General features: G+C 54.6%; 17 protein-coding genes and 1 tRNA gene. 9 read left to right on the top strand and 9 right to left on the bottom strand.

Features of this window, described 5'->3' with window-relative positions; genetic code table 11:
- Together RT613_RS02810 and RT613_RS02805 are read left to right on the top strand one after the other, a co-directional pair.
- Nucleotides 1-466: sigma-70 family RNA polymerase sigma factor (locus RT613_RS02810; protein ID WP_313612774.1), on the top strand; the 466-nt coding region annotated here is incomplete at its 5' end.
- Nucleotides 467-613: 147 nt separating this feature from the next.
- On the top strand, nucleotides 614-1,645 hold the full coding sequence (locus RT613_RS02805; RefSeq protein ID WP_313612772.1) for a DUF930 domain-containing protein: 1,032 nt from the start codon (nucleotides 614-616) through the stop codon (nucleotides 1,643-1,645).
- Nucleotides 1,646-1,655: 10 nt separating this feature from the next.
- Here RT613_RS02805 and RT613_RS02800 read toward each other — a convergent pair whose 3' ends face one another.
- Nucleotides 1,656-4,211, bottom strand: coding sequence for an HWE histidine kinase domain-containing protein (locus RT613_RS02800; RefSeq protein WP_313612771.1), 2,556 nt, complete (start codon nucleotides 4,209-4,211; stop codon nucleotides 1,656-1,658).
- A 287-nt stretch (nucleotides 4,212-4,498) separates the two neighbouring features.
- Between RT613_RS02800 and RT613_RS02795 the strand changes: the two genes are divergently transcribed.
- Both RT613_RS02795 and RT613_RS02790 read left to right on the top strand, forming a co-directional pair.
- Nucleotides 4,499-4,921 (top strand): secondary thiamine-phosphate synthase enzyme YjbQ, encoded by a 423-nt coding sequence (locus tag RT613_RS02795; RefSeq protein ID WP_313612770.1) that lies wholly within the window; start codon nucleotides 4,499-4,501, stop codon nucleotides 4,919-4,921.
- Between the two features lie 182 nt (nucleotides 4,922-5,103).
- Nucleotides 5,104-5,448, top strand: a complete 345-nt coding sequence (locus RT613_RS02790; RefSeq protein ID WP_313612769.1) for a hypothetical protein — start codon at nucleotides 5,104-5,106, stop codon at nucleotides 5,446-5,448.
- Between the two features lie 154 nt (nucleotides 5,449-5,602).
- Here RT613_RS02790 and RT613_RS02785 read toward each other — a convergent pair.
- Nucleotides 5,603-5,678 (bottom strand) — tRNA-Ile (locus tag RT613_RS02785).
- Between the two features lie 183 nt (nucleotides 5,679-5,861).
- Between RT613_RS02785 and RT613_RS02780 the strand changes: the two genes are divergently transcribed.
- From RT613_RS02780 to RT613_RS02770, 3 genes are all read left to right on the top strand, one after another.
- On the top strand, nucleotides 5,862-6,608 hold the full coding sequence (locus RT613_RS02780; RefSeq protein WP_409558750.1) for an SIMPL domain-containing protein: 747 nt from the start codon (nucleotides 5,862-5,864) through the stop codon (nucleotides 6,606-6,608).
- 193 nt (nucleotides 6,609-6,801) lie between these two features.
- Nucleotides 6,802-7,245, top strand: coding sequence for a PACE efflux transporter (locus RT613_RS02775; protein WP_313612767.1), 444 nt, complete (start codon nucleotides 6,802-6,804; stop codon nucleotides 7,243-7,245).
- A 93-nt stretch (nucleotides 7,246-7,338) separates the two neighbouring features.
- Nucleotides 7,339-7,902: a dual specificity protein phosphatase family protein gene (locus tag RT613_RS02770; RefSeq protein WP_409558749.1), complete on the top strand. Its 564-nt coding sequence runs from the start codon at nucleotides 7,339-7,341 to the stop codon at nucleotides 7,900-7,902.
- A gap of 59 nt (nucleotides 7,903-7,961) precedes the next feature.
- Here RT613_RS02770 and RT613_RS02765 read toward each other — a convergent pair whose 3' ends face one another.
- On the bottom strand, nucleotides 7,962-9,209 hold the full coding sequence (locus RT613_RS02765) for an AGE family epimerase/isomerase (RefSeq protein ID WP_313612765.1): 1,248 nt from the start codon (nucleotides 9,207-9,209) through the stop codon (nucleotides 7,962-7,964).
- 183 nt (nucleotides 9,210-9,392) lie between these two features.
- On the opposite strand from RT613_RS02765, the gene metH reads away from it, so the two are divergent.
- Nucleotides 9,393-13,166 carry a methionine synthase gene (gene metH / locus RT613_RS02760; protein WP_313612764.1) on the top strand — a complete coding sequence of 1,258 codons (3,774 nt, stop codon included), beginning with the start codon at nucleotides 9,393-9,395 and terminating at the stop codon, nucleotides 13,164-13,166.
- A gap of 119 nt (nucleotides 13,167-13,285) precedes the next feature.
- Here the strand turns inward: metH and RT613_RS02755 are convergent, their stop codons facing one another.
- The 6 genes from RT613_RS02755 to RT613_RS02730 form a co-directional block, all read right to left on the bottom strand.
- Entirely contained in the window at nucleotides 13,286-14,617 is a 1,332-nt protein-coding gene (locus tag RT613_RS02755) for an MFS transporter (protein WP_313612802.1), read from the bottom strand.
- 246 nt (nucleotides 14,618-14,863) lie between these two features.
- Nucleotides 14,864-15,928, bottom strand: a complete 1,065-nt coding sequence (locus RT613_RS02750; protein WP_313612762.1) for an ABC transporter ATP-binding protein — start codon at nucleotides 15,926-15,928, stop codon at nucleotides 14,864-14,866.
- Nucleotides 15,929-15,938: 10 nt separating this feature from the next.
- The gene (locus tag RT613_RS02745) at nucleotides 15,939-16,721 is read right to left on the bottom strand and encodes an ABC transporter permease (RefSeq protein WP_313612761.1); all 783 of its coding nucleotides are present in this window, start codon (nucleotides 16,719-16,721) and stop codon (nucleotides 15,939-15,941) included.
- The gene (locus tag RT613_RS02740; RefSeq protein WP_313612759.1) at nucleotides 16,718-17,608 is read right to left on the bottom strand and encodes an ABC transporter permease subunit; all 891 of its coding nucleotides are present in this window, start codon (nucleotides 17,606-17,608) and stop codon (nucleotides 16,718-16,720) included. The genes RT613_RS02745 and RT613_RS02740 overlap by 4 nt, the downstream gene beginning before the upstream one ends.
- Before the next feature lie 98 nt (nucleotides 17,609-17,706).
- On the bottom strand, nucleotides 17,707-18,813 hold the full coding sequence (locus RT613_RS02735) for an ABC transporter substrate-binding protein (RefSeq protein WP_313612757.1): 1,107 nt from the start codon (nucleotides 18,811-18,813) through the stop codon (nucleotides 17,707-17,709).
- Between the two features lie 299 nt (nucleotides 18,814-19,112).
- Nucleotides 19,113-20,030, bottom strand: coding sequence for a MurR/RpiR family transcriptional regulator (locus RT613_RS02730; protein ID WP_409558748.1), 918 nt, complete (start codon nucleotides 20,028-20,030; stop codon nucleotides 19,113-19,115).
- 139 nt (nucleotides 20,031-20,169) lie between these two features.
- Between RT613_RS02730 and RT613_RS02725 the strand changes: the two genes are divergently transcribed.
- Nucleotides 20,170-20,937 carry an N-formylglutamate amidohydrolase gene (locus RT613_RS02725; RefSeq protein WP_313612753.1) on the top strand — a complete coding sequence of 256 codons (768 nt, stop codon included), beginning with the start codon at nucleotides 20,170-20,172 and terminating at the stop codon, nucleotides 20,935-20,937.
- Nucleotides 20,938-20,982: the final 45 nt, after the last annotated feature.

Raw genomic sequence — 20,982 nt, 5'->3', positions numbered from 1 at the left:
GATCAACAAGATCGTTCGTACATCGCGCCAGATGCTGCATGAAATCGGTCGCGAGCCGACACCGGAAGAACTGGCTGAAAAACTGGCCATGCCACTTGAAAAGGTGCGCAAGGTTCTGAAGATCGCCAAGGAGCCGATTTCGCTCGAAACGCCAGTGGGTGACGAAGAAGATTCGCATCTGGGTGACTTCATCGAAGACAAGAACGCGCTTCTGCCTATCGATGCCGCCATTCAGGCCAACCTTCGCGAAACGACAACCCGCGTTCTGGCCTCGCTGACACCACGCGAAGAGCGTGTTCTGCGCATGCGTTTCGGCATCGGCATGAACACCGACCACACCCTGGAAGAGGTTGGTCAGCAGTTCTCGGTGACCCGCGAACGTATTCGTCAGATTGAAGCCAAGGCGCTTCGCAAGCTCAAGCACCCAAGCCGTTCGCGCAAGCTGCGTTCGTTCCTGGATAGCTAAAAACAGCGACATGAATTCAAAAAAACCGGCCCTTGTGGCCGGTTTTTTATTGCGATCCATCTGGCCGCACCTATCTGTTTCATGCACGGGATATTGTACGAGAACGCCGTCGCACTTTGGCTATGTTTGCACTATTGATGGTGTGCGATGCAGAAGATTCCAGACAAACAATGGTGGCAGCAAGGATGGACGATCCCGGTATCGATCGTGCTGCACCTGGCCATTGTTGGTGTTTTCTTTTTGCAGTTGCCGGATTTTCCAACTGAGGTGGCTGAGCCGGAAAGCATCAGTGTCGATCTGGTTCCACCGCCTGAGGCGCCACCTCCTCCACCAGAGTCTGAAAAGGAACAGGAAAAGCCACAAGAGCCTGCTGCACCTCCGCCACCGCCTCGGCCGCCAGTGGAGCAGGCTGCGCAAAACATGTCGTTGGCCGAGCTGCCGAACATCCCGATCCGCCCAGAGCCGCAACTGACTGATGTGATGGATAATCCTGGCGCCAGTCCTGAAGACGAGACGTCCGTCTCGGAAGATCCTGCTCAACCGGAAGAAAAGCGAACCGAAACGGCAACCGAGCCAAACGAGAAACCGGTTGAGACTGCCGAGTCGAAAACCGCACCAGCTGCTGCCGAGGACAACCCGCCTCCGACCGCTGCCGATGGTGAGTTGGGGCCGCCTGATCCTGTAAAGGCAGAAGATCCAAAGAAAGCCGAAGAGGTCAAGCCACAGGAGAAGCCTGTCGAAGACAAACCCGTCGAGCAGAATTCCGCGGCACAGCCACCGAAAACCGATACGCCAAAGAAATTAAAGAGCGCCAAGAAGCTTTTATCAGGTCAGACGATTAAAGATCCTGCCGTGCGCTCCATGCTGGGCGATTTGCCACCCAGACGCCGTATCGCGCAGATGTGCAGTATTGAGGCTCTGGCGCAGATCCGTGCGACACGCGCTGACTCCGTTGGACTGCGAGGCGTTGTACCAAATTCGGAAAAGGGTCGTGTGATCACCGGCAATGTGCTGGAGGCGAGTGGTGGTGCGTTTAACATCAATAATCGTTGGTACGATATTACGTTCCAATGTGAGGTTGACCTCGACAACTTCAAAGTCACCTCGTTTCGGTTCGACATCGGCAAGACGGCGGTGCCGCAGGCTGATGCCGTGAAACGCGGTTTACCGGTTTATTGAACCTGACGCCTCAGGCGCTTTCCCGTTTGGGCGCCAGTCTACCAATGGCGGACATCAGCGCGTCTTCATCGTAGGGTTTGCGGATGACAGGGACATTGGTCAGTTCGACCGGCACAGAAAGACTGTCGGAATAGCCGGTGGCGAACATGAATGGTATATCCCGCTTCAGCAGTTCCTGGGCGACCGGAATGGAGGTGTCCGAACCGAGATTGATATCGAGGATGGCGATATCAGGTGAGAAGCTTTTCAGCTTTTCCAGTGCCATGCCGGAGGATGTGGCGGTTTCGACGCCAAATATGCCGTTGTCTTCCAGCATGTTTTCAACATCCATAGCAATCAGCATCTGGTCTTCAACGAGTAGCACTTTCAAGGGCTCACCCTTTTCATGATGGTGTGACGGGGTAACGGTATTATGGTCAATGGTGCTTGGGGCCACCGATGACGATGAAGAGACATGGCGGGCTGGCAGCAGCATTTGTACCTGCAGGCCATCCAGCAGGTAGGTGGTGGTGCTTTTGCCGCCAAGGTCATAGGGAATGCTGCGGTTGATCAGTGCGGTGCCGAAACCCGTGCGTGATGGCGGCACCAGGCTGGACCGCAGAGTTTCGCGCCAATCGAGTGCGCAGTCGCCGACCTCGTTCAGTTTCCAGCTGACGGTCAGATGTCCGCCATTATGGGCGAGCGCACCATATTTGGCGGCATTGGTGGCCAATTCATGCAGCACGAGCGCCATGACCGAAAAGGCGCGCGAATCAAGCACCACATTGGGGCCATCCAGCGTGATCGTGCCTTCGCCTGCCTTGTGTGGGGTCAGTTCTGCGTCGAGCAGGTCTTTCAGGGCGCCACCGCCATCACCACGTATAATCTGGTCATGGGCAAAGGACAGCGCCTGTATGCGCCCCTTGAGCGATGTGATATAATCCTCCAGCGTGCGGCCTTGCTGTTTTGGGTTGCCGACGATCGACTTGATGATCGCAAGCACATTCTTGACGCGGTGGTTCAGTTCCTCGTTCAGCATGCGTTGGCGCACTTCGGCGCGTTTGCGTTCACCTGCCATCAACTCGCTGTGGTGGAAGGCGATCTCCATCAGTGCGACACGTGCGGCTTCGGCAATCTGCCTGTCGGCTTCAGTCCATGGCTGGGCCTGCATTTCCACCGTTTCTTTCCAGATGGCGAAACTCTTGCGCGGGGTCAGGCGGTCACCCATTGGACCGGTTTCATAGGATTTTTCCGGATTTCCGGCCCAGTTTAGGGTCTGGATCAGCTCTTTGCGGAAAAACAGCAGGTATTTTTCCTCGACCTGCGATAGCGGAATGGCCAGCATGCCTGCAGCCAGACTGCTATAGGAGGCCGCTTCCGGATGCTGTTGTGTGAGGCTGTGGCCAGCCCAGATCTTTGCACTTTCAACCATGGATGTCGTGAACATCACCAAAGCGGGAATAGCCTCTTCTGGCGGTGTCGAGCCATAACCGTACCATTTGCCATTGAGCCACAGGCCAACGCCATCACACGGCATCAACCGTGTGAAATCATGGAAACTTTCGACCAGAAGCTGTTCAATGTCAGTGTGGTGCGCAGCAATGCGTAGAAACGTATCGAGGGCTGCATGGGCCTGATTTGCTGTGTCCAGTTTGCGTTTCTGTTTCAGTGCCTGCAGATGCAGTGAGAAAAACTCACCGAACATTTCTGCGGCAAGCCGTTCCGGCATCGACAACATGCGTGGGGAATAATGATGGCAGGCGATCAGACCCCACAAAACACCATCGACGATGATGGAAATCGACATGGATGCGGACACACCCATGTTGCGCAGATACTCGAGATGAATAGGTGAAACGCTGCGCAAATGCGCAAATGACAGATCAAGCGGTTCACCGGATGCATCGAGGACCGGGTTGATAGCCACACGCTCACCTCTGGCATTGGAGATGATGCGCAGCGTGTTTTTCAGATAAAGCGCACGCGCCTGCTGGGGAATATCGCTGGCCGGGAAATATTGGCCGAGGAAGCTTTCCAGCTCTCTTTCCTTGGCTTCGGAGATGACCTTGCCGGCACCATCCTCTTCGAAACGGTAGATCATCACGCGGTCATAACCAAGCGTAGCCTTGACCAGCTTGGCGGTGCGTTCGACAAATACGTCGATGCTGTTGAGGGATTTGATCCGCTCAATCATCCGCTGCGCAATATGTAGGGGATAAACTTCCCGGCTGGATGGTTCAAGCTCAATGATGGTGGTTGACTTGTGGCGATGCACTGCAATGTCGAAGACCAAGTCGTCCTTGATCCTGACGCCGGGCAAAACGGCTGGCCGTTCGCTGCGGTTCATGATGGTCAGCGCATTGCGCAAATCGTGAACTGCCTGCTCGCCAAGAATGGATTCGATCTGCCTGCCATGCAGGTGCTCGTCTTCCTGCAGCATTTCGGCACAGTTTTCAGAGTGCCTGATCACCGTGTGCATGGCCTTGTCACAGGCAATCAAACAGCCATGTGGCTGGATGTATCCGGGGATATGGATGGGTTCCTTGTCGCAGTTTGTCAGGTTGACCTGTTTGTCAGGGATATTCATATGCCATACTTTCAAAACGAACCGGAACCGAAACAACGGCGTTGCTATGTCGAGGATATACAGACGCAATTGATGATTTTTGATGAATTATCAGTGGGGAACGGTTGAGTGCGGCACCTGTTTCAAGCGACATGCATAGCTGTCTGCGGTCAAGACTGGGAAATAGTAGGGCAAAGAAATCAGCCAATGTTGCAGTAATCACGCTTTCGTCCCGTTATGGAAATTGCCCTGATGGCTATCAACATTTTCGAGACGGTTAAGTTCCCTTGAAAATCAGGAAAAAACGCATGCCGCAGAAAAAAATTACAATCGCCACACACGCGCAGGGACTTTATGAGTTCACGCGCGAGGCAGCATCCTTTGTGCGTGACAGTGGCGTGGATGAGGGGTTGTTGACGGTGTTTGTTCGTCACACATCCTGCTCATTGCTTGTTCAGGAAAATGCCGACCCGGATGTGCAACGAGACTTGCACGTGTTTTTTTCCCGCCTTGTACCGCCGTCAAACGATCCCTCCATGCGCTGGGTCATTCACACCATGGAAGGCCCGGATGATATGCCGGCGCATATCAAATCAGCGCTGACGCAGGTGTCGATTGGCATCCCTGTTTCAGCGGGTCGCATGGTGCTTGGAACGTGGCAAGGCATCTATCTTTTCGAACACCGCGACCAGTCTCACAGACGTGAAATTGTATTTCATCTGTCTTCATGATTTTCTATTTTTGCATACAAAACAGAAGGTTATGTTCCATTCTCGGCCAAGTTAATCATAATGAACTATAGCTGAACGGACGGTTCTGAATCCGTTCAGCCTGATTTTTCTATGTTCTCTTCAACCGCTTGGGAAATGCGGGATCTTTATTGGTCCAACCCTTGAGAATTGGAGAAAACACAATGTTCAATAGTTTTGCAAAAGCCGGTCTGGCAGCACTCATAGCGCTTGGTGGTTTCTCGGCAACGGCTTCCACAGCTTCTGCCGGTGGTCCTGAAATTCGCTTTGGCATTTACAATGCCGGTGGCCATGGCCATGGTGGCCCCGGTTGGCACCGTGAGCGTGATCGTCGACGTGACAATTGCTCGCCATGGTTTGCAGAGGAAAAGGCAAGCCGGATGGGCCTGCGCCGCGCCCGCGTTGTTGACGTGTCTCCGCGCCGTGTCGTTGTTGCCGGTTTTGATCGTCACGGTCGCGACCGCGTTGTTTTTGCCAATGTACGTGGTTGCCCGGTCATCCGCCGCTAAACTTTCGAAGTTTCAGCCGTCCAAGTCCTACCCGCCCTTGACGGCCTGAACGGAACGCCTCTTGCTTTGCCCTACAAGGGCAGGCACGGGGCGTTTTTTGAATGCGGAAATGCACTGCTCGTGTGCAGTTGGCTCGTTGCTTTTAAAGGGGTGATGGTGGGCCCGGAGGGACTCGAACCCCCAACCAAGCGGTTATGAGCCGCCGGCTCTAACCATTGAGCTACAGGCCCGTTGAACAGCATGTGCTGAACCGCGCCATATGCAATGGTTCATAATGGCGTGAAAATGGCTCTAACCCAATTTGTCAGAACCTACAAGCCATTGCCGTAAAGGCTTCACAATCTATTGCCACAGGATAGAGATGCGATCAAACTTACAACGATTTGGTGCATCCAATAACGAGGAGACATTCCATGATTGCTAAAAATGCCCGCACTGCTTTGGTTCTGGCGGCATTCACGACATTTGCGACACTGCCTATGGGAGCAAGTGTTGCGTTCGCACAGGCATCAACGCCGCGCGAGGCAACGATCAATGTTTCCGGTGAGGGACAGGCCGCAATCGTGCCTGACATGGCGATTCTTTCCTTCAGTGTCGTGAAGCAGGCGGAAACCGCTGCTGCTGCGCTTGAAGCCAACAGCAAGGCCCTGTCCGAAGTGCTGGCAGCGTTGAAGGACGACAAGATCGATGACAAGGATCTACAGACCAGCAACTTCTCCATTCAGCCGCTCTACAAGCAGGTTGAGCCGAAGGACGGCGTTTATGTAGCCCCTGAAATCACGGGTTATCAGGTCAGCAACGGTTTGACCGTTCGGGTTCGCGATCTCAGCAAGCTCGGTGGCATCATTGATACCTCCGTCAAGCTCGGCATCAATCAGGGTGGCGATATAAGCTTCACCAATGACAAGCCGGATGCGACGGTGACCGAAGCGCGCAAGGCAGCGGTTGCCAATGCGCTGGAAAAGGCAAAGACCCTTGCTGAGGCGACGGGTGTGAAGCTCGGTCGGGTAATTGAAATCAACGAAAACATGCCACGCCCAATGCCGCAGCCAATGATGCGCGCGGCGATGATGAAGGAAATGGACGCAGGCGTGCCGATCGCGGCTGGTGAAAACAACTATACCGTGACTGTAAACCTGACATTTGCGCTGGAGCAGTAATCACTTGAAGAAGAGGGCAGTGGATTTCCGCTGCCCTTTTTCCGTTTTTTTCACGATTTTCTCCGGTGATCGGGGAAAGGAAAACTGTTGCAATTGACACGGCATGTCCTATCTAGGGGCACAAGAGAGGACGGCCTCCCCCATAACGGGAACAGTGATCGGGACGACCCGGTATGACCCACAGGGGAATAATATGCGTTCTGTTCGCGATAGAATCCGTCACGCCATCAGCTTTGAAGTCATTGGTCTTTTGCTGGTCACGCCGCTTGGCGCGCTGGCGTTCAACAAACCGATAGAAGACATTGGTGTGATTGCCGTGGTTGGTGCGACGCTCGCCACGCTTTGGAATTACGTTTACAACCTGAGCTTCGATATTGCGATGACGCGCTGGCGCGGCACGACGGAAAAGACGATCCCGATCCGCGCGTTGCACACGGTGCTATTTGAGGTCGGCCTGCTTGTCGTGCTGTTGCCGTTCATTGCCATCTATCTTGGCATCACCATCTGGGCGGCCTTTATCATGGATGCAGCCTTTGCCCTGTTCTATATGGGGTATGCCTTTGTTTTCAATTGGCTCTACGACCGGGTTTTCCCGCTTCCCGAGTGGAGTCAGGGCGAAAACCTCACGCAATCGTGACGCCTCTACGCCTTCGAATGCAACCATGGTTTACTTGTTTTATCGCTCCTGCGCTGACAAGTAAGCGCCATTGTTGCGTGCGTATATGAGTGTATGTTTGTGCGAATTTTGAAAATTGCGAAGATTGCGGCTGTCTGCCTAGTTGCATTGCCCGTTTTGACCGGTGCCCATATGGGCATCAATCAACTGATCGGAAATTTCCATGAAGTTTTGCCGGGCGAGCTTTATCGCTCGGCACAGCCAAGCGGCAAGGATATCGCGTCTTACGCCGAAACCTACGGCATCAAGACCATCATCAATCTGCGGGATGAAAAACGCGAAGCCTGGTACGAGGCAGAAAGCGAAGCGGCCAAGGCAAACGGTATTCGTCTGGTCGATTTTCCGCTCAGTTCCAAGGAAAAGCTGACACAGGATGATGCTGAGCTTCTTGTTCAGATCATGAAAAACGCTGAAAAGCCCATTCTCATCCATTGTGAGCATGGTGCCAACCGCACTGGGCTGGTGTCTGCCATGTATGTTGGCGCGGTGGCTGGAAAAAGCGAAATGTTTTCCGAATTCCAGCTGTCACCCTATTACGGCCATGTGCCGATTCCTGGCATTGGTCGGTATGCGATGTACGAATCCTGGGATGAGTTTGAAGAAAGCATCGGGTTTTAAGCCGGATTTTGGCAAGCCGTGCCGCGCGGGACGCGGCACGGAAGAGTATGATGTGACGGTCAGAACCGGCCGTCTTTTTCTGCTATGACCTTGGTCAGGCTGCCAACGGCTGGGAACAGTGGAATGAGGCAGGCCTGCAGCGCGTGATAGATATCACCCTTGCCCGGGAATAGCGTGTTTGCCGGAACGAGATTTTCTGTCAGTTCCTCATGCCAGCCACCGTTTTTGTGATCGATGAAGCGGTTGGCAATGGTGCTCCAGATCTTGCGATAGCTGTCCTCATAAAAGGCGTCAGCCGGCAGATTCTCATTGAGGAAGTGGGCAGCACCGGCTGCCTCACACATTGGCCACCAGAGCTTTTCTTTCTTTGCCGGAACATTGTCCCAGTCCAACGTGTAGAAAAAGCCGCCTTGCTGCCTGTCCCAGCCAAGCGCCATGGACTGCACAAACAGCGACTGCGCAGCAAGTGGCATCCAGTCATGTTTGCGTTCACCCAACACCCACAATTGCAGGATCAGGCGTGCCCATTCCAGCCAGTGGCCGGGCGTGGAACCAGAAGGGCGGAACATCTCGTTGCCGCGATAATCCTTGTTCAGGGTCCAGTTCTCATCAAAATGTTCAGGCACGCGGAAATCGAGCGCGCGGGCGCAACGGTTGATGATCAGGTTGGCAATGCGCTCTGCCTTGTCGAGATAGCTGCGCTCACCGGTCACCTCGTAAGCGGCCATCAGGGCTTCGGTCAGGTGCATGTTGGAGTTCTGGCCGCGATAGGCCTCGATGGGCGACCAGTCGCGATTGAATTCCTCATTGATGGCGCCGTGGTTTTCTTCCCAGAAACGGGACTGCAAAACCTCTGTCACATCGGCCAGCATGGCGTCTGCCAGCGGATGGCCAACCATTTTTGCGGAGGAGGCAGCCAACAACACAAAGGCGTGGCCATAACCCTGCTTGCTGGAATCGACTGGGCCGTTGTCATCCACCTGCCAGAAATAGCCGCCATGCTGCGTGTCGCGGTGGTTTCCCCACAGATAGGTCATGCCATGGTCGATAATGTCGCCACATCCGGGGCGACCGAGCAAATGGCCAATAGCGAAAGAATGCACCATGCGGGCGGAGGCATGAATACCACGAACCGGATTGTTCGGCTGCAAAGGGGCGCCGCTGGGGTCGAGGTCGAAAAAACCACCTTTTGGATTTACAGCGCGGTATTGAAAGAAATCATACAGACCCTCTGCCTGTTTCATCAGCCATTGCCTGTGTAGGGGCAGGGCGCTCCAGTTTGCAGAGAGTGTTTCAGCCTTGGGCATTGTCTTCCTCCATGTTGGGGAAAGCTATATCTGGTGATGTGTTTGAAGTCACGTATAAGACGATTCTCTTATTGTGCTTAAAGACGCGAAACCATTGCTGTACCTTGAAGATATATTGACATAAACATATCTTTATGTGACTTGATGCTTGCGATACCGCAAGTTGGAATGAGGAGAGTGCCCGTGTTTGACGAAGTGTTCGGCCCGGAAGGTGGCAGCCGTGATGGCGCTGAAATTCTGAAAGCTCTGCAGCAGGCGGCGCGCGAGCGTATCCTCATCCTTGATGGTGCCATGGGCACGCAGATCCAAGGACTGGGATTTGAGGAAGATGACTTCCGTGGCAACCGCTTCATCGGTTGTGCCTGCCATCAGAAGGGCAATAACGACCTGCTCATTCTGACCCAGCCGAATGCGATTGAAGACATCCATTATCGCTACGCGATCGCCGGTGCCGATATTCTGGAAACCAACACCTTCTCATCCACCAGCATTGCGCAGGCGGATTACGAGATGGAAGGTGCCGTTTACGATTTGAACCGCGAAGGTGCGGCCGTTGTGCGCCGTGCGGCGCAGCGCGCCGAACGTGAAGACGGCAAGCGCCGTTTTGTGGCCGGCGCCATCGGCCCGACCAACCGTACCGCCTCCATTTCACCTGATGTGAACAACCCCGGTTACCGTGCCGTGACCTTCGACGATCTGCGTCTAGCCTATGGCGAGCAGATCGATGGTCTGATTGATGGTGGTTCCGACCTCATCCTGATCGAAACGATCTTCGATACGCTGAATGCCAAGGCGGCAATCTTCGCCTGCCAGGAGCGTTTTGCTGCCAAGGGCATTTATCTGCCGGTGATGATATCAGGTACGATCACGGTCCTGTCCGGCCGCACGCTGTCGGGTCAAACGCCATCGGCGTTCTGGAACTCGGTGCGTCACGCAAATCCATTCACCATCGGCCTGAACTGCGCGCTGGGTGCTAACGCGATGCGTCCGCATTTGCAGGAACTGTCTGACGTTGCGGACACCTTCATCTGCGCCTATCCGAATGCCGGCCTGCCGAACGAATTTGGCCAGTATGACGAAACGCCTGAGATGATGGCAAAGCAAGTCGAAGGTTTTGCACGCGACGGTCTGGTCAACATTGTTGGCGGTTGCTGTGGTTCGACGCCGGACCATATTCGCGCGATTGCAGAAGCCGTGAAGGGTTACAAGCCGCGTCAGGTGCCTGAGCACAAGTCCTTCATGTCGCTGTCTGGCCTCGAGCCTTTCGTGCTGACCAAGGACATTCCTTTCGTCAATGTCGGTGAACGCACCAACGTGACCGGCTCTGCCCGTTTCCGCAAGCTGATCACATCAGGTGATTATACGGCGGCGCTTGCCGTTGCCCGTGATCAGGTGGAAAACGGTGCGCAGGTCATCGACATCAACATGGACGAAGGCCTGATTGACAGCCAGAAGGCCATGGTCGAGTTCCTGAACCTGATTGCTGCCGAACCGGATATCGCCCGCGTTCCCGTCATGATCGATTCGTCGAAATTCGAAATTATTGAAGCTGGCCTGAAATGCGTTCAGGGCAAGTCGATCGTAAACTCCATTTCGCTGAAAGAAGGCGAAGAGAAGTTTCTTGAGCAGGCACGTCTTGTGCGCAACTATGGTGCTGCCGTTGTTGTCATGGCTTTTGACGAAGTCGGGCAGGCTGATACCTATGAGCGCAAGGTCGAGATTTGCAGCCGCGCTTACAAACTGCTGACTGAAAAGGCAGGTCTACTGCCCGAAGACATTATCTTCGACCCGAACGTGTTTGCGGTGGCAACCGGTATCGAAGAGCACAATAATTACGGCGTCGATTTCATCCAGGCGACTGAAACCATCCGCAAGACCATGCCGCTGACGCATATCTCCGGTGGTGTTTCCAACCTGTCCTTCTCGTTCCGTGGCAATGAACCGGTGCGTGAAGCCATGCATGCCGTGTTCCTGTACCATGCCATTCAGGTTGGCATGGACATGGGTATCGTCAATGCCGGCCAGTTGGCGGTTTATGACAATATCGATCCTGAGCTGCGTGACGCCTGCGAAGACGTGGTACTGAACCGTCGCGATGATGCCACCGAACGCCTGCTGGAAATTGCCGAGCGGTTCCGTGGCGCCGGTGCCAAGGAAGCCAAGGCGCAGGACCTGTCCTGGCGCGAACTGCCGGTTGAAAAGCGTCTCGAGCATGCGCTGGTCAACGGCATTACCGAGTATATCGATGCCGACACAGAGGAAGCACGCCAGAAGGCCGAGCGTCCGCTGCACGTTATTGAAGGCCCACTGATGGCCGGCATGAACGTGGTGGGTGACCTGTTCGGCGCTGGCAAGATGTTCCTGCCACAGGTGGTGAAATCTGCCCGCGTCATGAAACAGGCCGTGGCCGTGCTCTTGCCTTACATGGAAGAGGAAAAACGCCTGAATGGTGGCTCTGAGCGCAGTGCTGCCGGCAAGGTGCTGATGGCGACCGTGAAGGGCGACGTACACGATATCGGCAAGAACATTGTTGGCGTCGTGCTGGCCTGCAACAATTACGAGATCATCGATCTTGGCGTAATGGTGCCGACCTCGAAAATTCTGGAAACGGCGATTGCCGAGAAAGTCGATGTGATCGGCCTGTCGGGTCTGATCACGCCGTCGCTGGATGAGATGGTGCATGTGGCTGCTGAAATGGAGCGTCAGGGTTTTGACATCCCGCTGCTGATCGGTGGTGCAACCACCAGCCGTGTGCATACGGCTGTGAAGATCCATCCGCGCTACGAAAAGGGCCAGGCGATCTACGTCACCGATGCATCGCGTGCGGTGGGTGTGGTGTCTTCCCTTTTGTCGGCTGAGCAGAAGCCGGCCTATATTGATGGCATTCGCGGTGAATATGCCAAGGTTGCTGAAGCGCATGCCCGTAACGAGCGTGAAAAGCAGCGCCTGCCGCTGTCACGTGCTCGCGATAATGCCCAGAAGGTGGATTGGAACAGCTACAAGCCTGTGAAGCCACAGTTCTACGGCACCAAGGTGTTTGAGAGCTATGACCTCGAGGAACTGTCGCGTTACATCGACTGGACGCCGTTCTTCCAGACTTGGGAATTGAAGGGTCGCTTCCCGGCAATTCTTGAGGATGAAAAGCAGGGTGAAGCCGCACGCCAGCTTTATGCTGATGCACAGGCCATGCTGAAAAAGATCATCGACGAGAAGTGGTTCCGTCCGCGTGCTGTCATCGGCTTCTGGCCGGCCAACACGGTGGGCGACGATATCCGCCTGTTTACCGATGAAAGCCGCGCCGAGGAACTGGCAACCTTCTTCACGCTTCGCCAGCAGCTTTCCAAGCGGGATGGTCGTCCGAACGTTGCCCTGTCGGACTTCGTGGCACCAAAGGACAGCGGTGTTGAAGACTATGTCGGCGGTTTCGTTGTGACGGCGGGTATCGAGGAAGTTGCGATTGCCGAACGTTTTGAGCGTGCCAATGACGATTATTCGTCGATCCTCGTGAAGGCGCTTGCTGACCGTTTTGCCGAAGCCTTTGCCGAGTGCATGCATGAGAGGGTGCGCAAGGAGTTCTGGGGTTACGCCACGGATGAAAGCTTCAGCAATGAGGAACTGGTTGGCGAAGCCTATGCCGGTATTCGTCCGGCTCCCGGTTATCCGGCGCAGCCTGACCACACCGAAAAGAAGACGCTGTTCAGCCTGCTGGATGCCACCAATGCCACGGGCGTTGAACTGACGGAAAGCTATGCGATGTGGCCGGGCTCGTCTGTATCGGGCATCTATATCGGCCACCCCGAAAGCTATTATTTCGGTGTTGCCAAGGTAGAGCGCGATCAGGTTCAGGACTATGCCACACGCAAGGGCATGCCGGTTGTGGAGGTTGAACGCTGGCTGGGCCCGGTACTAAACTATGTGCCCAGCGCTGGTGCCGATGACGTGGACGGCGTGGCCTGAGAGATTGAATCAGGTCGTTGATGAACTGATTCCGGCTTTGCCGATAACGGTTTGAAGCAAAAGAAAAAGGCGCGGAATTCCGCGCCTTTTTGCTGTGTTGATATCTGACGCCTGTATGATCAGGCGCGCAGTGTGTCCAGTTCTTCGATGCCGACATGGCTTTCAACTTCGTCGCCACGCACATGCAGGTAAACGCCGATTGCAAAGGCCAGAACGGCGATGAATACCAGATACCAGGCATGGGCCATGGGCGTGTAAGCCAGCGCCGTGGTGACGCCGACCGGTGTCAACCCGCCAAAGATGGCGTAGGAGACATTATAGGCAAAGGACATGCCGGAGAAACGCACCGATGCCGGGAAAGCACGAACCATCACGTAAGGCACTGCACCGACGATGCCGACCGAAAGACCCATCACGGCGTAAAGACCGAACAGGGCTGTAACCGAGGTGCCGGCAAAGCTGTAGAAGGTGAAGGTGGCCACACCAAAGAACACGCTTGCGCCCATGAAGAAACGGCCGCTGCCGATCTTGTCAACCAGAACACCGGCAAGGATCACGCCGATGATCAGGAACAGCGTTCCAAAGCTGGTGGCCGCCAGGGATTGCAGTGCAGTGTAACCATAGAGCTTCTGCAGGAAGGTTGCTGTCATCAGTGTGGTGACGACGATGGCTGCGGAAAGAACCCATGTCAGCAGGGCAGAAATGATCACGCCGCGCTTGTGGTTTTTCAACACGGTGCCGAGCGGCAGATCACGCGACAGCGACTTAGACTTCTTCATCTCGTTGAAGATCGGTGTCTCTTCGAGCCAGCGGCGCAGGTACACGGCAACGAGGCCAAATATGCCACCGATGAAGAAGGGGATACGCCATGCGTAGCCTGCAACTTCTTCAGGCGTGAAAATGCTGTTGATCGCCGTTGCAATCAACGAACCGAGCATGATGCCGAAGGACAGGCCGGAGGTCAGGAAACCGCAGGCAAGGCCAACACGGCGGAAGGGCACGTGTTCCGACACAAATGTCCAGGCGCCGGGTACTTCACCGCCGATGGCAGCACCCTGCAACATGCGCAGGACAACCAGCATGATCGGAGCTGCTGCGCCGATGGTTGCGTAGGTCGGCATCAATGCCATGCCAAGCGTCGACAACGCCATCAGCAGAATGGAGAAAGCGAAAACGCGTTTGCGGCCGTACCGGTCACCGAAATGCGCAAGCACGATGCCACCGATCGGACGGATCAGATAACCGGCAGCAAAGATGCCGAAGGTCTGAATCAGCACCAGTGAATCCGGCATGTCAGCCGGAAAGAACAGATGACCGATAACGGTTGCAAAGAATACGAAAATGATGAAGTCGTAAAACTCGAGCGCACCGCCAAGGGCGGAGAGGCCAAGGGTACGGTAATCCTGCGTATTAAGCGGGCGGACAGCCGCCGGTGTCGTGGTGGGAGACATGATGATGCCGTTCTTCTTCGTAGATGACCCCACGCAATCCGCTGCGGCTACAAATCTGTCACGGCAAGGAACTGCGCATACAACATTAAGTAGACTGTCCGGCTTGTTCTGACTGCGCCGAAAGGCCTGAAACTCAGTGTTCGAGCGGTTGAATGCGGTATCGTTGCCCCGATTACAAGCGGTTTCTGGTCGCTTTTGCCTCATCAGAGGCAAAAGCGCTACAATGCACAATTAAATCGATTGTATTTACTTCTCGCGGATAACGAGAAGGTCGCGTGCGTTGAAATGCAGCGTCACGACGGAATCATGTTCCGGTGGCTGCATGCCGGGGTTGTTGAACATGTCGAAGGAGATCTTGTGTCCTGCGACATCGAGACGGGTACGGATGACCGAGCCGAGGAAGTTGCTGCTGAGCACCTTGCCCGAAATGGATGAATCCTTGTTTTCCTGGGCTGACAGGGTTCCGGCTTCCGGACGAAGGGCGAGCGAAATCGTGTCACCCCGTTTGTAGGTAGCAACTGGTTCGGCCAGCGTCAGTGTCGTTTCGCCAATCTTGACCGTGGCGCTGGCAGGGTCAACCACCGTTGCCTCAAGAATGTTGAGCGTGCCGACAAAGGACGCAACGAAGCGGGTTTCCGGCGTGTTATAAACCTCAAACGGTGTGCCGATCTGATCGGCGCGACCGGCATTCATCACCACGATGCGGTCGGAAATGGACAAAGCCTCTTCCTGGTCATGGGTCACGAAAATGGTGGTGATGCCAAGCTGACGCTGGATCTGACGGATTTCTTCGCGCAGCGATACGCGGATCTTGGCGTCAAGCGCTGACAGTGGCTCGTCGAGCAACAGCACTTCGGGTTTGGGGGCCAATGCACGGGCGAGAGCAACGCGCTGCTGCTGGCCACCGGACATCTGGTAGGGATAACGGTCTGCCAGGTGATCGAGGTGAATGAGCGCCAGCATTTCCTTGACGCGTGTGTCGATCTCGTTCTTTGGCTTGCCGGCCACCTTCAAACCGAATGCGACGTTTTCATACACATTCATGTTCGGAAACAGCGCATAGGCCTGAAACACCATGCCGATATTGCGCTGGTTGGGTTTCAGCGTCGTCTGGTTGCGACCATTGATGACAATGTCGCCGTCACTTGGTGTTTCGAAACCGGCGATCATGCGCAGAATCGTGGTCTTTCCGCATCCCGATGGGCCGAGGAAAGAAATGAACTCACCTTTTTCAATCGCCATGTTGAAATCATGGACGACCTGCACCGGGCCAAAGGACTTTTTAATGTTCTGAAGTGTCAAAAAGCTCATAAATTTTTCCTCAGGCCTTTGGAGGCGCGCCCTTCTGGTAGCGTGAGACGAGTTGGATCAGACCAAGGCAACCCCATGTGATGCCGAAGGAAATAACGGCAAGGGCTGCAGGCTCATAAGCGCGGTTGGCGCCGAGCAACTGCATGTAAGGTCCGAAGGCGGGGCGGTTCAAAAGAGCTGCCATGGTGAATTCACCAATCACGATGGCAAAGGTCAGGAACGCACCTGACAGCACGGCAACCAGTACATTTGGCAGGATGATGCGTGACAGGATGGTAAACCAGCCGGCGCCAAGACTCTGGGCGGCTTCGGTCAACGTGCCGATATCAATGGTGCGAAGTCCGGTATCGACTGCGCGGTACATGTAGGGCAATGCAAGCGTTGCATAACCGAACATCAGCAACAGGTTGGTTCCAAAGGCGGAACCTGTCAGCGGCAGCCAGCTCGAGGTGTTGTAGAGCCTGATGTAACCGAACACGATAACGATGGCGGGAATGACCAGCGGCAACAGCGTGACGAATTCCACGTAAGGGCGAAGGGCCGGAAGTTTGAGACGCACCCAATAGGCAGTCGGAACCACCAGCAACACACCGAACAGGATGGTGAACAGTGCCATCATCACCGAATAGCTGAAGGTTTCCTGAAAACGCGGATCGCCAAGCACCTTGGCGTAAGCGTCGAAGGAATATTCGCCGCGTCGCATTTTCATCGAGAAATTGGTCATGCCGATCAACGGCAGGGCGAAATAGAGGATGCCGAAGACCAGTGCACCCCAGGCGAAAATACGCTTCATTTCAGCCACCTTTCACTGCGGGCACGCAGCCAGATATAAAGCGCATTGGCAATGCCGGTCAGCACGATCATGCCGAAGGCAAGGGCGTAACCGAGATGCGGGTTGCCAAGAACGTCACCGCGGATCTGGGCAAATAGAAGAATAGGTGCGATATTTAGAGACGAGCCAGTGAGTGCAATAGCAGTGGCCACGGCGCCAAATGCATTCGCAAATAGTAGCGAAAAGGTTCCAAGGATGGACGGCGTCAAGATTGGTAACGCTATATAACGCCAGTACTGGCTATCGGTTGCACCAAGAATTGATGCTGCCTCTCGCCATTCCCGCTTTAGACCATCAAGCGCAGGCGTGATAATGAGGATCATCAGTGGAATCTGGAAGAAGAGATATGTTATTGTCAGGCCCCAAAAAGAAATCAGATTGAATCCCATAAGGCGCAGGTCAATTCCTAGCTGCGACTTCAAAAAAACTGTGACAATACCGACAGGTCCAAGAGTTGCTAAGAACGCAAATGCCAGTGGCACTCCCGCGAACTGGGAAGCCACGCCGGAAAATGTGATCAGTGGACCGCGAATCCATTTAGGTAGGCCTCCCAGCACAACGGCTGCGGCCACACTAAAACCGATCAGACACCCGAGCAGGGCCGAGGCAATACTGATTTTAATCGAAATCCAGTAGGCGGCCATGATGGAGGGCGTGAAAAGTCCGGCGATGTTATCCAGCGTGAAGCTGCCATCCGGATTTTGAAATGCGCCGATGACAATTTTCATTGTCGGCAAAAACAGGAAAAGAACAACAAATATAAGAAACGGAACAACGCCCAGCCAATCAAGCGGAAGGCGAGGTCGCTTGCTTGTCTGCCGGGTCGCGCCAGTGTTGGCTGATGACATGCCGTTTGCCCCACACGCCGCAATTCATGCGGTCTTGTTTCTATTTATAAAAAAAACCGCCCCAGCGTGCAACGGCCGGGGCGGTCACGTATCAGTGCTTACTGCACGTTAGCGCCAACAACGCTGTCCCAGCCGGCGGTGACGGCAGCCTTGTTGTCGTCAACTTCCTGAAGGGTCGGGAAGTATGCCTTTTCGTAAGCTGCTGCTGGTGGCAGGGCGTCAAGCAGATCCTGCGGGATCTTGTTTGCCTTTGCCATCGCATTGAAGCGGATCGGGTGGCAGAAACCTTTCAACCAGCCAAGCTGACCATCGTCGGAATACAGGTGCTCCATCCACAGCTTGGCAGCATTCGGGTGCGGTGCGTAGGCGGAAATGCCCTGAACGTAAACGCCTGCCAATACGCCCTTCTCAGGAACGACAACTTCTGTCGGAGGGTTGCCGTTCAGTGTCTTTGCCCAGGACAGCGCATTGTAATCCCAAGCAATTACGATTGGTGTCGAGCCTTGCGCAAGCGTGCCAGCCTTACCTACAGTTGGTACGAAGTTGCCCGACTTATTGAGTTCAGCAAAATACTTCAAACCAGCTTCGCCTGCGTCCTTGCCTGACTTCGCATCTGTTGAAAGTCCGGCAGCTAAAACGCCAAGAATTGCTTGGTTTGATGTTAGCGGAGGACCAGCTAAAGCAACCTGACCGGCATATTCCGGCTTCAAAAGGTCAGCCCAGTCTTTAGGAGCATTTGTAACGAGATCCTTGTTCACAAAGAATGACATAACGCCGTAGTAGTCACCGTACCAGTAACCTTCGGCATCCTTGACGTTTTCAGGAATTTCGTCCCAGGTGGATACCTTGTAAGGCTGCAGAAGGCCTTCGGCCTTGGCCTGAGGGCCGAAGGCAAGCCCAACGTCGATCACGTCAGGAGCCTGCGGGCCCTTGTTGTCCTTGTTTGCCTTGATGGCCTCGATTTCGTCAGCGGAACCAGCATCCGGGTTCAGTTCGTTGACGGTGATCTCAGGATACTTGGCCTTGAAAGCGGCGATAACATCGCCGTAACCACACCAGTCGTGCGGCAGAGCGATCGTGGTCAGCATGCCTTCCTTCTTGGCAGCTTCGATGAGTTCTGCACTTGGCTCGGCAGATGCGACGGCCGTGGAGGCGATCACAATGGCTGTAGACAGTGCTAACAGGCGGCGGCTGGTAGAGATCACTTTTTTCTCCTCTTCGTGGTTCTCAGACGTCGGCGGACGCTGATACTTCCGTTACGTGAACTTAATGTGACGATCAGAATGCGTTGCCCTTATCCGGATTCCGCCGCTTTTCGCCTTTTTTCCGCCATCTTTGCTTTTTGTTGCAACCCATGAAGCGGAAAAATATTCTTTTGTTCAGTGAAAAATGTCTAAGCGTCTACTCCGGCTTATGTTCTCCCAATCACGCGCCGGAGGCGTTGTGAGGGTTATCCAAGCAGCAGATGCTATATTCGTCAAGGAATATGCATTCTGGCTGATGTTCATGTTCTGTCGGGTCTGCGGAACAGACGTGTTTGCTCGAAAAGCCCTTCCAGTGCGTTCATGCGTTCCTTCGTTTCATCCCATGAGCGGCTCTGAACGGCTTCGATCAGGGCTTCAACAACAAACAGGGTAACAACGGACGAGTCCCACGCGGACGGTGCTTCGATGCGCACCCTAAACGTATGCAATGCATGTTTTGCGACAGGCGAGGTCCACTGGTCGGTAAACAGCAGAATGCTGACACCATTGGCATGGGCAACCTCGGCAAGGGTCGCCATGTCGTGTTCGTAACGCCTGATGTCGAAGATTACCAGCACGTCGCCTGCACTCATGTTCAGCATATATTGCGGCCATGAGCTGGAGTTGGACGACATCAGTGTCGTTTTCGGACGGATGACCTGCATATGGGTGAAGAAATATTCAGCGATCGATCCTGTAATGCGGCCGCCGACAAAATAGAGGCTGCGCTTGCGGTCGGCGAGCAGTGCTGCCGCATTGTCGAATGAGGCAGTGTCGAGGTCACTCAGCGTGTCGCGCAGGTTACTGGTAATGGCATCGGCAAAACGGTTGAGAATGTGCAGGCCGGGGGCATTGGATGCCCAGCGGTCATGTTTGGCGATCGGGCCGGAAATCGTCGCTTCCAGCTCCTGATGCAACCTTGCCTGAAATTCCGGATATCCCCTGAAGCCAAGTTTCTGCACCATGCGCACAACGGTTGGCGTTGAAACGCCAGCGTTATCGGCAATGGTGGTGATGCTGCCGAGACCCGACACTGGGTAGTTGGCAAGCAGGCTTTCCGCGAGCTGTTTTTCAGCTCTCGTCAGGCCTTCATAATGGCTATGGATGACATCCGAGACGGTAGTCGCTGCACTTTGCAAATTTTCCCCCTTCCGGTCTTCGCGCCGGTCTGGTGCCATTGATTAACAATGCTCACCTCGCAGGAGTCAATCGAAAAATTGAAAAGATTTTTTCAGAATTCATTTGACAGAAATGGAATGGTGAAGAATTCTTTTCTTGCTGCATGGGGATGCGGCGAGATCAGGCGGGGGTTCATGCATGACATTGCGTTCGCGGTTTTTCACAGACAATGAAGGTGACGCCGTTGCCGTGGAAAATGCGGATGCCGTGGGCGATGTGCTGCTGATTTGTGAACATGCCTCACAGACGATACCGGATTATTTCGGAACGCTTGGCTTGTCTGCTGCCGCGCTTTCAAGTCATATTGCCTGGGATCCAGGCGCACTGGCTGTCGCGAAACTTCTGATGGGCAAGCTGGATGCGACGTTGGTTTATCAACGTTATTCTCGGTTGATCTATGACTGCAACCGTCCGCCGGAAGCAACGGCTGCCATGCCTGCGACCAGCGAGATCTACGAAATACCCGGAAATCGGCAGATTTCAGATGCCGAGCGTTTTGCCCGTACGTCGGCGCTCTACATGCCGTTTCACGAGCGGGTTGATGACATTATTGCCGCCCGTCAGGCGCAGGGGCGCAGTCCGGTGATCGTGACTGTTCACAGCTTCACGCCCGTTTATAACGGGAAGCCTCGCGCAGTGGAAATTGGGGTGTTGCATGATGTCGATAGCCGTCTGGCGGATGGCATGCTTTCGGCCAGCAAGACCAGTCCGTATCGGGTGGAACGAAACGAACCTTACGGACCGCAGGATGGCGTGACGCACACATTGCGGCTGCATGCGCTGCCGGAAGGTTTGCTGAATGTGATGATCGAGATCCGCAATGATCTTATCAGGAGTGAAGAGGAACAGGAGAAGGTGGCATCCCACCTCAATGACATTTTGAGAATGAGCCTTGCCGGCCACTAAAAAATAAACGGGAACGGCGGCAAGGCCCATCGGGTGATAAAACTG

The sequence above is a fragment of the Agrobacterium sp. genome (genome assembly GCF_032092815.1).
In the GTDB taxonomy this organism is placed as follows: Bacteria; Pseudomonadota; Alphaproteobacteria; order Rhizobiales; family Rhizobiaceae; genus Agrobacterium.
The sequence above is the reverse complement of the archived record's forward strand: the minus strand, read 5'-3'. Positions and strand labels throughout refer to the sequence as shown.

Bases quoted from the DNA above. Each gene is read 5' to 3' on its own strand.
- RT613_RS02805 (WP_313612772.1), top strand. From the start codon at position 614: ATGCAGAAGATTCCAGACAAACAATGGTGGCAGCAAGGATGGACGATC.
- RT613_RS02800 (WP_313612771.1), bottom strand. From the start codon at position 4,211: ATGAATATCCCTGACAAACAGGTCAACCTGACAAACTGCGACAAGGAA.
- RT613_RS02795 (WP_313612770.1), top strand. From the start codon at position 4,499: ATGCCGCAGAAAAAAATTACAATCGCCACACACGCGCAGGGACTTTAT.
- RT613_RS02790 (WP_313612769.1), top strand. From the start codon at position 5,104: ATGTTCAATAGTTTTGCAAAAGCCGGTCTGGCAGCACTCATAGCGCTT.
- RT613_RS02780 (WP_409558750.1), top strand. From the start codon at position 5,862: ATGATTGCTAAAAATGCCCGCACTGCTTTGGTTCTGGCGGCATTCACG.
- RT613_RS02775 (WP_313612767.1), top strand. From the start codon at position 6,802: ATGCGTTCTGTTCGCGATAGAATCCGTCACGCCATCAGCTTTGAAGTC.
- RT613_RS02770 (WP_409558749.1), top strand. From the start codon at position 7,339: ATGTTTGTGCGAATTTTGAAAATTGCGAAGATTGCGGCTGTCTGCCTA.
- RT613_RS02765 (WP_313612765.1), bottom strand. From the start codon at position 9,209: ATGCCCAAGGCTGAAACACTCTCTGCAAACTGGAGCGCCCTGCCCCTA.
- RT613_RS02755 (WP_313612802.1), bottom strand. From the start codon at position 14,617: ATGTCTCCCACCACGACACCGGCGGCTGTCCGCCCGCTTAATACGCAG.
- RT613_RS02750 (WP_313612762.1), bottom strand. From the start codon at position 15,928: ATGAGCTTTTTGACACTTCAGAACATTAAAAAGTCCTTTGGCCCGGTG.
- RT613_RS02745 (WP_313612761.1), bottom strand. From the start codon at position 16,721: ATGAAGCGTATTTTCGCCTGGGGTGCACTGGTCTTCGGCATCCTCTAT.
- RT613_RS02740 (WP_313612759.1), bottom strand. From the start codon at position 17,608: ATGTCATCAGCCAACACTGGCGCGACCCGGCAGACAAGCAAGCGACCT.
- RT613_RS02730 (WP_409558748.1), bottom strand. From the start codon at position 20,030: ATGGCACCAGACCGGCGCGAAGACCGGAAGGGGGAAAATTTGCAAAGT.
- RT613_RS02725 (WP_313612753.1), top strand. From the start codon at position 20,170: ATGACATTGCGTTCGCGGTTTTTCACAGACAATGAAGGTGACGCCGTT.